Origin of the sequence: Baekduia sp. (assembly GCF_035996765.1) — a bacterium.
GTDB lineage: Bacteria > Actinomycetota > Thermoleophilia > Solirubrobacterales > Solirubrobacteraceae > Baekduia.
In genome coordinates this window covers 15,726-28,832 of the sequence record NZ_DASYJG010000013.1, presented here as the reverse complement: position 1 = coordinate 28,832, position 13,107 = coordinate 15,726, and the positions used below count along the sequence as shown (strand labels likewise).

At 71.0% G+C, this 13,107-nt stretch carries 14 protein-coding genes; 4 read left to right on the top strand and 10 right to left on the bottom strand.

The window, feature by feature from the left end; all coding sequences use genetic code 11:
- Together VGO10_RS02695 and VGO10_RS02690 are read right to left on the bottom strand one after the other, a co-directional pair.
- On the bottom strand, positions 1 to 679 hold a 679-nt coding region (locus VGO10_RS02695), incomplete at its 3' end, for a DNA topoisomerase (RefSeq protein WP_327464878.1).
- 69 nt (positions 680 to 748) lie between these two features.
- Positions 749 to 1,906 carry a MarP family serine protease gene (locus VGO10_RS02690; protein ID WP_327464876.1) on the bottom strand — a complete coding sequence of 386 codons (1,158 nt, stop codon included), beginning with the start codon at positions 1,904 to 1,906 and terminating at the stop codon, positions 749 to 751.
- A gap of 50 nt (positions 1,907 to 1,956) precedes the next feature.
- Here VGO10_RS02690 and VGO10_RS02685 point away from each other — a divergent pair, with 50 nt between their 5' ends.
- Complete coding sequence (locus tag VGO10_RS02685; protein WP_327464874.1) at positions 1,957 to 3,693, top strand: penicillin-binding transpeptidase domain-containing protein; 1,737 nt, start codon at positions 1,957 to 1,959, stop codon at positions 3,691 to 3,693.
- A 403-nt stretch (positions 3,694 to 4,096) separates the two neighbouring features.
- On the opposite strand, the gene VGO10_RS02680 is transcribed toward VGO10_RS02685, so the two are convergent.
- From VGO10_RS02680 to VGO10_RS02670, 3 genes are read right to left on the bottom strand one after another with little or no spacing between them, the layout of a single operon-like run.
- Entirely contained in the window at positions 4,097 to 4,663 is a 567-nt protein-coding gene (locus VGO10_RS02680) for a hypothetical protein (protein WP_327464872.1), read from the bottom strand.
- Positions 4,664 to 4,677: 14 nt separating this feature from the next.
- Positions 4,678 to 5,217, bottom strand: coding sequence for an SRPBCC family protein (locus VGO10_RS02675; protein WP_327464870.1), 540 nt, complete (start codon positions 5,215 to 5,217; stop codon positions 4,678 to 4,680).
- Between the two features lie 37 nt (positions 5,218 to 5,254).
- Positions 5,255 to 5,524: a hypothetical protein gene (locus VGO10_RS02670; protein ID WP_327464868.1), complete on the bottom strand. Its 270-nt coding sequence runs from the start codon at positions 5,522 to 5,524 to the stop codon at positions 5,255 to 5,257.
- 165 nt (positions 5,525 to 5,689) lie between these two features.
- Between VGO10_RS02670 and VGO10_RS02665 the strand changes: the two genes are divergently transcribed.
- From VGO10_RS02665 to VGO10_RS02655, 3 genes are read left to right on the top strand one after another with little or no spacing between them, the layout of a single operon-like run.
- Complete coding sequence (locus VGO10_RS02665) at positions 5,690 to 6,274, top strand: FHA domain-containing protein (protein ID WP_327464866.1); 585 nt, start codon at positions 5,690 to 5,692, stop codon at positions 6,272 to 6,274.
- 12 nt (positions 6,275 to 6,286) lie between these two features.
- Positions 6,287 to 7,105, top strand: a complete 819-nt coding sequence (locus VGO10_RS02660) for a ParA family protein (protein ID WP_327464864.1) — start codon at positions 6,287 to 6,289, stop codon at positions 7,103 to 7,105.
- Positions 7,102 to 7,890 carry a L,D-transpeptidase gene (locus tag VGO10_RS02655; protein ID WP_327464862.1) on the top strand — a complete coding sequence of 263 codons (789 nt, stop codon included), beginning with the start codon at positions 7,102 to 7,104 and terminating at the stop codon, positions 7,888 to 7,890. Before VGO10_RS02660 ends, VGO10_RS02655 begins: the two co-directional genes overlap by 4 nt.
- Before the next feature lie 375 nt (positions 7,891 to 8,265).
- On the opposite strand, the gene thrB is transcribed toward VGO10_RS02655, so the two are convergent.
- The 5 genes from thrB to lysA all read right to left on the bottom strand — a co-directional run bounded on the left by thrB (position 8,266) and on the right by lysA (position 13,085).
- A complete protein-coding gene (gene thrB / locus VGO10_RS02650) occupies positions 8,266 to 9,126 on the bottom strand; it encodes a homoserine kinase (protein WP_327464860.1) in 861 nt (286 codons plus the stop codon).
- 33 nt (positions 9,127 to 9,159) lie between these two features.
- A complete protein-coding gene (locus VGO10_RS02645; RefSeq protein ID WP_327464858.1) occupies positions 9,160 to 9,486 on the bottom strand; it encodes an STAS domain-containing protein in 327 nt (108 codons plus the stop codon).
- 91 nt (positions 9,487 to 9,577) lie between these two features.
- Positions 9,578 to 10,591 carry a threonine synthase gene (gene thrC, locus VGO10_RS02640; RefSeq protein ID WP_327464856.1) on the bottom strand — a complete coding sequence of 338 codons (1,014 nt, stop codon included), beginning with the start codon at positions 10,589 to 10,591 and terminating at the stop codon, positions 9,578 to 9,580.
- Between the two features lie 7 nt (positions 10,592 to 10,598).
- Complete coding sequence (locus tag VGO10_RS02635) at positions 10,599 to 11,819, bottom strand: homoserine dehydrogenase (RefSeq protein ID WP_327464854.1); 1,221 nt, start codon at positions 11,817 to 11,819, stop codon at positions 10,599 to 10,601.
- Positions 11,820 to 13,085 carry a diaminopimelate decarboxylase gene (lysA, locus tag VGO10_RS02630; protein ID WP_327464852.1) on the bottom strand — a complete coding sequence of 422 codons (1,266 nt, stop codon included), beginning with the start codon at positions 13,083 to 13,085 and terminating at the stop codon, positions 11,820 to 11,822.
- Positions 13,086 to 13,107: the final 22 nt, after the last annotated feature.

Sequence of the window (13,107 nt, the reverse complement as noted above, 5' to 3'; positions counted from 1 at the left end):
AAGGCTCGGGCTTGAATGCGCGGATCTCTTCTTCGCGGCGGGCCACGAGGGCAAGAGTGGGAGTCTGGACGCGGCCGAGGGAGACGGTGCTGTCGAAGGCTCCGCGCAGCCGGATCGTGGCGGCCCGGGTGGCGTTCATGCCGACGACCCAATCGGCCTCCGAGCGGGAGCGGGCAGCGGCCTCGAGCGGCGCCATGTCCTCGCCGGGCCGGAGGCGCTCGAAGGCATCCGAGATCGCCTTCTTGGTCATCGAGTTGAGCCACAGCCGCTGGACGGGCTTGTGCACGCCGCTCGTCTCGTAGAGGTAGGCGAAGATCAGCTCGCCCTCGCGGCCGGCGTCGCAGGCGTTGATGACGAGGTCGACGTCGTCGCGGCGCAGCAGCGTCTTGACCACCGACATCTGCTTCTGGGAGCGCTCGTCGCGCACGACCAGCTTGAACTTGGCCGGCACGATCGGCAGGTCGGCCATGCGCCACTTCTTGAACTTGTCGTCGTACTCGTCGGGCTCGGCGAGCTGGACGAGGTGGCCGACGGCCCAGCTGATGATGTGCTCGGGGCCCTCGAGCCAGCGCTCGGTCTTCTCCCCCGCGCCGGACTTCTTCTCGAAGGGCCCGGGCAGGATCCGTGCGAGGTCACGTCCGACGGACGGCTTCTCGGCGATGACGAGGATCTTTCCCATGTGACGCGGGAGCGTAGCGACCGGACCCGGAGGCCGCCGGGCGTGTTGGAATGTTGTGACAGTTTCTGCTCAGCGAGCGCACGGGCCGGTGGAGACCGACCGCCCTGCGGGCGCCGCGCCGTCCAGGGCGCGTCGGACCAGCGCATTGGGCACGCCATAGCCGCCGTGGCGCGGCGTGCCGGTCGCCTGCGCGAACACCGTCGTCAGCACATGACCTGCCGTGTCAACGAGCGGACCACCGGAGTTGCCCGGGCGCACGACGCCGCGAAAGGTCGTCATCTGCCGCGTGACCGGGCCGTTGCCGTAGGCGTCGGTGGAGATCACCGCGCGCGTCTGACCAAGGCGACCGGCGCGGACGCTGTAGGGCCCGTTCTGCGGGAAGCCCAGGATCGCGGCCTCGGCGCCCACCGGCGGATCGCCGACAAGCGTCAGGGCGGGGGCGCTCAGCCCGTTCACGCGCAGCACCGCGACGTCGTTGGTCGCATCAAACGCCACAGCAGACGCGTCGAGCTTGGGCCCGACCCCACGCTCTTGGACGACCGTGTCGTCCTCGCCGGCGACGACATGCGCGTTGGTCACCACGAGCCCGTCGCCCGCGACCCAGCCCGACCCCTCGACGCCCAGGCCGCAGGCCGTACCGAGGATCCGCACGACGCTGCCGGCCGCCCCGGCCACGTCCGGATCGCGCGCGATCGCCGCGCTCGGCGGCGGCACGTCGGCCTCCGGGCCGTCGATGTGCGGAAACGGGTCGAAACGGGCGAGCGCGTTGAGAATCGACCCCGAGGGCGGAAGGACGGCGTTGAGGCGCTGCAGGATCTCGGAACGCTGGATGTCCTGGCGCAGCTGGCGCACGCCCGGCGTCTGCAGCGCCACGGCGCCAATGATCCACGCCAGCCCGAGTCCGATCGCCGCGCTGAGCACCGCGCCCAGAAAACCGTCGAGCGTTCGCACGCCAGGTATCGGGACGCTGCGGCGCACCAGGAAGCCGACGGCCTCGAAGAGCCCGGCGAAGATCGACCCGCCGGTGACCGCGGCGATCAACGACACCAGCGGCGCGTACGGCGAGGACGAGCCGTCAGAGAGCAACGCAGGGCCCAGACGACTTCCCAGAAATGCACCCCCGGCAAAACCCACCAGCGCGAACGCGCCCGCCACGAATCCCTGCCGCCACCCGACGGTGGCCATCACGACCGTGAAGGCGACGATCAGCCAATCGATGCGCGTCAACCGGAGGGAGCGTACCCGTGGCACGCGTCGCGTCAGTACCTTCCTGCGCGATGCCACCGCCGCACCGTCCCTCGCGCAGCCAGACGCGCGTGCGTCGTGCCGTGGCGATCGGCGCCGTGGTGGTCGTGGCGGGCGGCATCGGCGTCGTCTGCGCCAGCACCGGCGGCCCGAGCGAGCGCGACGCCGTCCAGCGCTTCGCCCACGCCTGGGATCGCCGCGACTGGGCTGCGATGCGCCGCGAGACCACCTCTGATGCGCAGGACCGCTACCGGCCCGCGGCGTTCGCCCAACGCTACGCCGACGCGGCCGGCACCGCGACGATCTCCGCGCTCAAGACCGGCCGCCCACGCGAGACCGGCGACGGCCACTGGCGCCTGCCCGTCGTCCTGCAGACCCGCGCGTTCGGGACGATCCGCGGCGACGTCGCCCTCGACGTCGTCAAGGACGCCGACACCGCGCGCATCGCCTGGACACCGCGACTCGTCTTCCCCGGCCTCGGCGCCGGCGAGCAGCTCCAGCGCACCACGCAGATGCCCGACCGCGCCGACCTCCTCGCGCGCGACGGCACGCCGCTGGCCCAGGGCCCTGAGCGCAGCTCCCCGCTCGGCGCCACAGCGCGGGCGATCGTCGGCGCGCTGGGGCCGATTCCCGCCGATCGCCAGGAGCGTGACGCGCAGCTCGGCTACCCCGACGGCGCGCAGGTCGGCATCAGCGGTCTCGAGCGCGCCTTCGACGAGCAACTGGCCGGCACGCCCGGCGGCGAGCTACGCGCCGGCGCCCGCCTGGTGGCAGAGCGCGCGCCGCGCAAGGCGGCGGCGGTGCGCACGACGATCGCGCCCAAGGTCCAGGAAGCCGCCGTCACCGCGCTGGCCGGGCGCCTCGGCGGCGTCGTCGCGATCCGACCCAAGACCGGCGAGATCCTCGCCGCCGCCGGCATCGGCTTCAGCGGGCTGCAGCCACCGGGCTCGACCTTCAAGATCATCACCGCGACCAGCGTGCTGGAGAACGGCGTCGCCAAGCCGACCGACACGTTCCCGGTCCAGACGGCGGCGACGCTGGAGGGCGTCGAGCTGCAGAACGCCAACGGCGAGTCCTGCGGCGGGACCCTGGCGGTCTCGTTCGCGCTGTCGTGCAACTCGGTCTTCGCGCCGCTGGGCGCCCGAGTCGGCGCGGCGAAGCTCGTGGCGACCGCCGAGCGCTTCGGCTTCAACACGCCAACGGGGATCACCGGCGCGGCGACCGCGTCGATTCCGCCGGCGGCCGAGATCGGCGACGACCTCGCGGTCGGCTCCAGCGCGATCGGCCAGGGTCGCGTGCAAGCCACCGCGCTGCAGATGGCGATCGTCGCCGCGACGATCGGCCTGCGCGGCCGGCGGCCCGACGTCACGCTGGACCCCGACCGCTGGAAGGTCGCGCCAACGCATCCGGCCACCAGCGCCAAGGTGGCGCGCCAGGTCGAGAAGCTGATGCTCGGCGTCGTGCGCTTCGGCACCGGCACGGTCGCCGCGATCCCCGACGTCAAGGTCGCTGGCAAGACCGGCACGGCCGAGCTGAAGTCGACGCAGACCTGCAAGCCGGAACCGGACAATCCGGAGTCATGTCAGGACCAGCAGCAGCAGGCCGACACGACCGACACCGACGCGTGGTTCTCGTCGTACGCGCCGGCCGGCAGCGGCCATCCGCGGGTGGCGGTCGGTGTGCTGCTGGTAGGCGCGGGCGCGGGTGGGGACACCGCGGCGCCGGCGGCGCGGCAGGTGCTGCTGGCAGGGTTGAAGAGCGGGTCGTAGGCGGCGGGGCTCGGGCGTCGATGGCGCTCAGCGCGGCCGTGGCTGGTGGTGCGCGGCGTGATCCGTCGGCACCGAGGAGAGCGAGCGGGGATGGCGCATCGAGGCGCCATCCGTCGTCCGCGGTCGCTTGGGCAGGCGATTCGGGGCCGGATCGTGGGCTCCTCGCCGTCAAACGCGTGGAACCCGCGATATAGGCGGGTTCCACGCACTCGATGACATCGAACCCGCGCATATCGCGGGTTCGATGTCATCGAGTGCGATTCGGCCCACCCGGGCGCCAGCGGACGACCCCGGGCGCCGCGCACCACCACCCACATCCATTCCTCGCTGCCAAACAGACCACGCCGCACACCCACGGCCAACGCCCGCGCTGGGCGCCAGCGACGCCCGCGCCTACCCGCCCCTAGACGTCCAGGTCGACGGTGGCCCTGCGGCCGCCGTCGGGAGGCGTGATGTTGAGCTCCAGCGGACGGTTGGCGTACGCCGTGTTGGGGACCCGGAAGAGGATCAGGCCGCCCTGCGTGAGGTTCTCGCGAGCCAGCGAGCCCGGAACGGGAATCTGGTCGCCCGCGCCGACCTCGACCGCCTTGTAGGCCGTGCGGTTGAGGTTCGTGTTGATCGCGATCGGCTTGAAGACCTGGCCGGTGGTGTCGCGAATCTCGAACTGCGACGCCGCCTGATGCGGATCCTTGGTCATGTTGAAGACCCGGATGAAGACCGCGAACCACTCCTGACCGGCGGGCAGCGCCCTGTCGGCCACGGGCAGGCCGGTGAGGTAGTCGCGGTCCTCGAAGTCGGCCGCGTTGAGCTGGCGCGAGATCTGGACCTGGTACTTCAGGTCGCCGGTGTTGACGTAGATCCCCTCGGTCTCGCCGTGGGTGGGCTCCTCCCCGCCGCTCCCACAGGCGGCAAGTGAGGTCGCGGCGGCGAGCGCGACGGCGGTGGTGGCGGCGAGACGGCGGAGCTGCATGGCGGGCGCGGACTCTAGCGATTGACGTCGGGATGGAACCGGAAGGCCGAAGCGGGCTTGCGCGCGCCGCCCGCGACAGAGGGCCGCACGCCACGGTCCAGACCCTCTTCGAGGATCGAGCGCAGCCGGCTCAGGGCCTTCTTGTTCTTGCGCTTCAGCCAGCCGCGCGAGCCGATCTCCTGGAGGCGATCGGAGAGCAGCTTGGGCTTGGTCTCCAGCGTGAAGGTCACGCGCGTCGAGGCACCGGAGGCCTCGTCGAGCTCGTAGACGCCGCGGGTCAGGTTGCGGTTGAACTTGCCGGTGCGGCCGCGCTCGACGACGAGCCGCGGAGCGACGAGCTCGGTGATCGTGGAGTCGGCCCACGTGTAGCGCTTGCCGCGCGCCCGGACCTTGTAGCGCGCGCCGGCGCCGACGCCGTAGCTGTCCTCGCGCGTCAGGTGCCAGTTGACCAAGTAGTGGTCGGTGAACTCGGCGTGGTTGGCGATGTCTGCGAGGTACGCGAAAACCTCTTCGCGAGGACGCGCGATGATGACTTCGACGCTGAGAGGATCCACGCGGCCGGATTCTACCCGCGGACCGACAGGGCCGGACTCAGGCCGCCTGCGGGATGATGCGACGGACCGTGTGGCCGCGCTCGAAGTGGCGCACGAGCTCGACGGCGTCGGGCTCGGCGCGGCGCAGCGGCGTGCAGAGCGCGCAGACCGTCGAGGAGCGGCCGAAGCGGTACATGCGCTCGCCGACCAGCGGCGTGCGCCCGCAGTCGGCGCAGCTGTGGCGGCCGGCGGTCAGCGACCCGACCGACTTGCGCAGCAGGGCGAGCTCGAGATCGGGCTCCGAGAGGGTCTTGAGGGTGCGGGCCATGGGCCTGGGTTCGGCGCTTGCCACGGTGCTCCTCCCGCTGCAGCCGAGCGTGGAGATGTTGGTGACCTGTCAAAGGATTGACGCTCAGGGTTTTTTGCCTGCCGCTCTGGCAGTACAGTCGGTGCTCGAGCGGGTCGCCAGCCGGCAACGAGGGAGTTGGTCGATATGGAGTCCTTAACGTCTGGAACCCTTGCGGGAACGGGGTCCTTCCGCTGTGAGCAGTGCGGGTACGTGGTGACCTTGACCGCGGCCGACGAGCTGCCGCCCTGTCCGGGCTGCAGCGGCGCCAGCTTCGTCCGCGCCTCGCTGTTTGCCGGTGGCCGCTTCCAGCGCCGCGCGGGTGAGGCCCCGAGCGCCGAGCAGCGCGCCGAGCTGGTGGTGGCCGCACGCGCCCTGATCGACACGCCGGGTGAGTACCTCGCCTACGAGGACGCGGGCCGCCTGCGCATCGCGCCGCTGGAGAAGGAGTGGACTCGCGTCGGTCGCAGCCTGGCGGCCGATATCCGCTTCGATGACCCGACGGTGTCGCGCCGCCACGCGCTGATCGTCCGCCAGGCCGACGGCGTGCGGGTGCTCGACGACCGGTCGCTCAACGGCGTCTTCGTCAACGGCGAGCGCGTCGAGTGGCGGGTCCTGACCGACGGCGACGAGATCGTCGTCGGGCGCTACCGCCTGCAGTACCTGCACCTGACGAGCGTGCCGTCGACCAAGGCCGTCCCGCCCGCCGCCGGGCAGCAAACGTTCTCCTAGACTCCAGCGCCAATGGCGCTGAAGATTGCTGTTCTCAGCCAGAAGGGCGGCACCGGGAAGACGACCGCCGTCCGGCATCTCGCCGACACGTTCCGGCGTGCCGGTCTGCGGATCGCGGCGGTCGACCTCGATCCCCAGGGCAACCTGTCGGACTACTTCGACGTCGCCGCCGACGCCGAGCCGACGATCCGCGATGTGCTGGTGGGCGCGGTCAAGGCCAAGGCCGCCCTGCATGTCGCGCCCGACGGCGTGAGCGTCATCCCGTCCAACCTGCAGCTGGCCGAGGCCGAGGTCGCGCTGGCGGGCAAGATGGGCCGCGAGCTGACGCTGCGCAAGGCGCTCAAGCCGATCGAGGACGACTTCGACGTCATCTTCCTCGACTGCCCACCGAACCTCGGGCTGCTGACCGTCAACGCGCTGGTCGCCGCCGACCAGGCGCTGCTGAGCGCCGAGGCGCAGTACTTCGCCCTGCAGGGCGTCGAGCAGGCGCTGGAGGTCATCGAGCTTGCGCGCGACGGGCTCAACCCCGACCTGGGGTGGCTCGGTGTCGTCTTCACCATCGCCGACATGCGCACCGTCCACTCGCGCGAGGCGCAGGCGTCACTGAAGGAGCACGTCGGCGACAAGCTGCTCGACACGGTCGTGCGCCAGTCGATCGCCTACGCCGAGTCCGCCGAGCGGGCCGTCTCGATCATCGACCACCGCCCCGATCTCGGCGCCGACTACCTCGCGCTGGCCGATGAGCTGCTGGGCCGCCTGCAGCTCACCGACGCCCGCAAGCAGCTCCGGCCGCTCCTCGACGCCTCCGGGAACGGCGCCTCGGCTCGATGAGCCATCGCCGTGCCGTGCTGGGAGGCGCCGCGGCGGCGCTCCTGGCGCTGGCCATTGGCGGCTGCGGTGCCGACGTCGAGCCGTCCCAGGACACCACGACCACGGCCGCCCAGACCCCGACGCTGAGCGCGACGCCGACGGCCCCCGCGCCCGCCCGGAGCAAGCCATCCGCCTCGTCGCGCGCCTCCAAGCTGCGGCCGCCGCTGGCATTCCACGTGCGCCGGCGCACGATGCTGCGCACGGCCCCCGACGGCCGCATGGTCGCGCGGATCCACACCAAGACGGAGTTCAAGTCCCCGACGATTCTCGCCGTGGCAGCGCGCAAGCCCGGCTGGGTCCTGGTCCGCACCTCCTACGAGCATCACCACGTCGGCTGGCTGCCGCTCAGCGCGGGCGCGCTCTTCAGCCAGCCGCGGAGCATCGTCATCGACCTCTCGCGCCGGACGCTGACCGTCTTTCACCGCGGCAAGCTGACCGACCGCTACAAGGTGGCCGTCGGAACCGACGCGACGCCAACACCACGTGGGAAGTTCGCGGTGACCGACCGGCTGCGGACCGGCAACGCGGCCTCCGACTACGGCTGCTGCATCCTCGCGCTCAACGGCCACCAGCCGAAGATCGCCCAGGGCTGGGGCGGCGGCGACCGCGTCGCGATCCACGCGACACCGCACACCTGGACGCTCGGCCACGCCGTCAGCCACGGCTGCGTCCGCTCGACCAACGCGGCGCTGCGTCAGCTGATGCGCCATGTGCGGATCGGGACGCCAGTCACGATCCACGCGTAGTTCTATGACTTGTGGCGCAGGCGTCTTGTGGCGCACAGTGCGAAGCGCTGTTCGTGGTGCGCGGCGTGGTTCGTCGTCACCGAGGAGAGCGAGCGGAGCGGGGGCCGGGCGTTGGCTCGTCGTCCGCCGGGGTCCGTCTCGACCTCTGCACCGCATGGGTGCTTTTCTCGAGATCGAGTGAGATCTGTGTCGAGCAAAGGGTGTCATAGGCCCTTTGCTCGACACGGACGATCAGCCCCCGGCGCCCACAGACGACCCGTCGCGCCCCGAGGCGCCACTCTGCTCGCTCTCCTCGGTGACGACACATCACGTCGCGCGCCACAACCAACGCCCGCACTGCGCGCCACAGACGCACGCACTCCGCCCAACCAACCCCTACAACTCGCGGACGTCCGCCCCATGAGGCTCGAACGGCGCGCGCAGGACCTGGGCCCAGTCGCCGGCCTCGCGGCGCAATGCCTCCATCGCCGCGCCGGTCTGCTCGTAGTGGCACCAGACCAGGACGGTCGGGCCGGCGCCGGAGATCGTGGCGCCGAGGGCGCCGAAGGAGGTCGCCCGCTCGACGAGCTCCATCGAGCGGGGAAAGAGGTGGGCGCGGTGGGGTTGGTGGAGACGATCGGCCAGGCCCCGGCCAACCAGATCCCAGTCGCCGCGGGCCAGGCCGAGCGTCAGCAGCGAGGCGTGGGCGATGTTGGCGACCGCGTCGGCCATCGGGACGGTCGCCGGCAGCGCGGCGCGCGCCTCCTTGGTGCGCACGGCCTCGTGCGGCACGACGAGGATCGCCTCTAGGCCGGCGGGCGCGTCGAAGCGCGTGGGGCGGGCGGGCGGGTCCGGGTCACAGATGACGAAGCCGCCGAGCAGCGCCGCGGCGACGTTGTCGGGATGGCCCTCCAGCTCGCAGGCCAGCTGCAGGACGTCGGCGTCAAGCTCAAAAAGATGATCGGCCGCCAGCAGCCCGCCGACGTAAGCGGCCGCGCTCGTCCCCAGCCCACCCGACAGCGGGATGTCGGAGCGGATCCGGAACTCGAACCGATCCGGCGGATGGAGGCGCTCGAAGCCGCGGACGGCGAGGTTGCGACGGTCCTTGGCGATCGCAAGATCGGTGACGACCGCAAAGCGCCCGGTCTCGACGACCTCGATCTCGGTGTGCAGCGCCAGCGCGGCGGCGAACGAGTCAAAGCCCGGCCCGAGGTTCGCCGAGGAGGCGGGCACGCGGACGAGGCGACGACGCTCCATGCGCGCCGGACCCTATCCGAATCGCGCGCAGGCTCAGGTGAGCGACAACAGCTCCAGCAACCCGCACAGCGACAGCACGCCGCGCGCGTCCGACGGGGTGTTGACGATCGTCAGCTCCCAGCCCTCGCGCTCGGCGCGACGCCAGCAGCCGAGCAGCAGCGCAACGCCGGTGGAATCGAAGAACGTGACGCCCTGCAGGTCGATGAGGACGTGGGACACATCGCCGCTCGCTGCCAGCGCCTCCAGGTGGTCGGCGACCAGCGGCGCGGTCGCGAGATCGATGTCGCCGGCCGGGGCGAGGGAGACGGTGTCGCGGTGGTGGCCGACGGTGACGGAGAAATCAGAAGGGTGATGGTTCATGGCGGACCTCCCTCGCTGAAACGCAGGCGCGGCCAAAATCACGCGCAAACTTTTTGCGTGTTCGGAAAGTCAGAACCCAAAAACCGGAGCGTTAGCCCAGGACGGCGTGCTCGACAGCGTTCAACTCGGGCTCGCATGGCACCACCGAGCCGGCTTGCATGAGCGCGGTCTGCGGATCCTTGAGGCCGTGGCCGGTGAGGATGCAGACGATCCGCGTTACGCCCTCGGGCGCGCCGTACTTCAGCAGCCCGGCGACGCCCGAGGCGCTGGCCGGCTCGCAGAAGACACCCTCGCCGGAGGCCAGGAAGCGGTAGGCATCGAGGATCTCCTCGTCGGTGACCGCGCGCACCATGCCTTGGGACGACGTCATCGCCGCCATCGCCTCTTCCCAGCGCGCCGGGTTGCCGATGCGGATCGCGCTCGCGATCGTCTCCGGGTTCTCGATGACGTGGCCGTGCACCAGCGGCGCCGCGCCCGCGGCCTGGAAGCCGAGCATCTTCGGAGACTCTCCCATCTCCTGAAACCCCTTCCAGTAGGCGGTGATGTTGCCCGCGTTGCCCACCGGGATGCAGAGCGCGTCGATCGAGCCGATCTCTTCGTGGATCTCGAACGACGCCGTCTTCTGCCCCTCGATCCGGAAGGGGTTGACGCTGTTGACCAGCGCGATCGGCTGGCGGTCGCAGACCTCGCGCACGAGCTTGAGGGCCATGTCGAAGTTGCCACGCAGCGCGATCACCCGTGCGCCGTGCATCAGCGCCTGGGCGAGCTTGCCGGTGGCGATCTTGCCCTCGGGCACGATCACCGCGCCGCGGATGCCCGCACGCGCCGCGTAGGCCGACAGCGACGCGGCGGTGTTGCCGGTCGAGGCGCAGAGCACGGCCTCGGAGCCGGTGCGCACAGCGTCGCTCACCGCGCACGTCATCCCACGATCCTTGAAGGAGCCCGTCGGGTTGGCCCCCTCGATCTTGAGGAAGACCTCGGCGCCGACGCGCTCGCTCAGCCGCGGGGCGGGGACCAGCGGCGTCGAGCCCTCCTGCAGCGAGACGACGGGGTCGTCGGCGGCAAAGGGCAAGCGGTCGCGGTAGCGCTCGATCAGACCGGGCACAGGCTTCTCAGAACTCCTCGTCGATGACGCGGATCGCGCGCGGGCGTGAGCGCACGAACTCCAGGCCGGCGATCAACTCGACCGCGGCAAACAGCTGGGACTCGAGCACGGGGTGCAACACCATCACCAACCGGGCGTTGCTCCCCAGCCCCTTCTGCACGAAGGACTTCACGCTGATGCCCTCCTGCCCCAGGATCTGGGCGAGCTGGGCCAGGACGCCGGGCTCATCGGCGACCTCGACGTGCAGGTAGAAGGCGCTGGTGACGTCGGCGACGATCGCCAGGCGGGCGGACGGCTCGGGCGTGGACGCGGGCGGGATCATCGCGCTGATGACGTCGCCGAGAACGGCGGAGGCCGTCTGCGGGCCGCCGGCGCCGGGGCCGCTGAGGGTGATCTCGGTGATCGCCGGCGACTCGATCGTCACCGCGTTGAACGGGCCGTTGATCGACGCCAGCGGATGCGCGCCGTAGAGGAAGGCCGGGTGGACGCGGACGCTGAGACCGCCGTCGACGCGCTCGGCCGTGCCGATCAGCTTGAGGCCGAGGCCGAGCTCGCGGGCGTACTCGAGGTCGTCGGCGGTGAGGTGCTCGATGCCCTCGTAGGGGATCTCGCTCAGCGCGACCGGCGTGTCGAACGCCAGCCGCGCGAGGATCGCCATCTTCGCGGCGGCGTCCTTGCCGGTGACGTCATCGGTCGGGTCGGCCTCGGCGTACCCGAGCGCCTGCGCCTCGGCCAGCGCGTCGGCGTACTCGGCGCCGGTCTCGGCCATCCGGCTCAAGATGAAGTTCGTGGTGCCGTTGACGATCCCGTGCAGGCGCTCGACGTGCGCGCCGGCCAGCGACTCCTGCAGGACCCTGACCACGGGCACGACGCCGCCGACCGCGGCCTCGAAGCGCAGCTGCACGCCGTGCTCGCGGGCGACCGTCCACAGCTCCTCGCCGTGCTCGGCCAGCAGTTGCTTGTTGGCGGTGACGACGTGCTTGCCGGCCGCCATCGCGCGCACGACGTACTCGCGCGCGGGCTCCAGGCCGCCCATCAACTCCACCACCAGGTCGGCGTTGTCGAGGATGTCGTCGAAGTCGCCCTCATTGCGGCGCAGGACGCCGGTGACCTCGGGGCGCAGGCCGGTGATGTTGGCGACGTGGTCGGCGCGCTGCGCCACGAGGTCGGCAAACGCGCCGCCCACGGTGCCGCGGCCGAGCAGGCCGATGCGGAACGGGTCGGGCATTTACAGATCCCTCCGGGTCAGGTCCTCGTAGGTCTCGCGGCGCACGACCGTGCGCGCATGACCATCGCCGACAAAGACGATCGGGGGTCGCGGCTGACCGTTGTAGTTGTTGGCCATCGCATGCCCGTAGGCGCCGGTGACGGGCACGGCGACGATGTCGCCTGGCTGCGGATCGGGCAGGTCGACGTCGGCGATGATCACGTCGCTGGACTCGCAGTGCTTGCCGGCGAGGTGGACGGGCGTGCCCGGCGTTTGTGGTCTTCCGACCACCATCGCCTCGTAGCGGGCGTCGTAGAGCATCGGACGCAAGTTGTCCGACATGCCGCCGTCGACGGCGACGTAGTCCACCACGTTGTGCTTGACCGACTCCACCGTGTACAGCGTGACGGTCGAGTGGGCCACGAGCGCACGACCTGGTTCATCGGCGATGCGCTTGCCCTGGCCGAGGATCTCGCGCATCAGCCCCACCTTGCGCTCGACGTACTCCTCGATCTCGGGCGCGGACTGCTCGTGGGTGTAGGCGACGCCGAGGCCGCCACCCATGTTGTAGGTCCTGAAATCGCCGAGCTGTGCGACGGCTTCCAGCGCAGCGCGAAACGGCGCGAGGTCGAGGATCTGCGAGCCGATGTGGAAGTGCAGGCCATCGAGGTCGAGCTTGTCGGAGCGCTGCGCGCGCTCGATGGCAACCGCAGCGTCGGCCGGGTTGAACCCGAACTTGGTGTTCGGGCCGCCGGTCGAGATCTTAGGGTGCGTGTCGGGGCTGACGCCGGGCGCGATGCGCAGCAGGATCCGCTGCCGGGCACCGGACGGGATCAGCCGCTCCAGCCGCTCCAGTTCCACGAGGTTGTCGACCACGATGTCGCCGATGCCGGCGTCCAGCGCCATCTGCAGCTCGGCCTCGCTCTTGGCGTTGCCGTGCAGGTGGATCTTCTTGGGGTCAAAGCCGGCGTTAAGCGCGAGGTGCAGCTCACCGCCGGAGGCGACGTCGCAGGCCAGGCCCTCCTGCGCGAACAGCCGCAGGACCGCAGTGGCCGGAAACGACTTGGAGGCGAAGTGGACCTCGAAGTCGTCGGTCCGCGCCGCGAAGGCCGCCAGGAAGCGCCGCGCGCGGGTCCGCAAGTCGTCTTCGACCACGATGTAGGCGGGCGTGCCGAACTCCCGGGCGAGCTCGCGCGCATCGCAGCCGCCGAGCTGCAGGACGCCGTTGGCGTCGAGGGTCGTGCCCAAAGGCCAGACATGAGAGACGGAGGTCTGCGTGGTCGCCATCGGCGGGGCGGCATGATGCCAC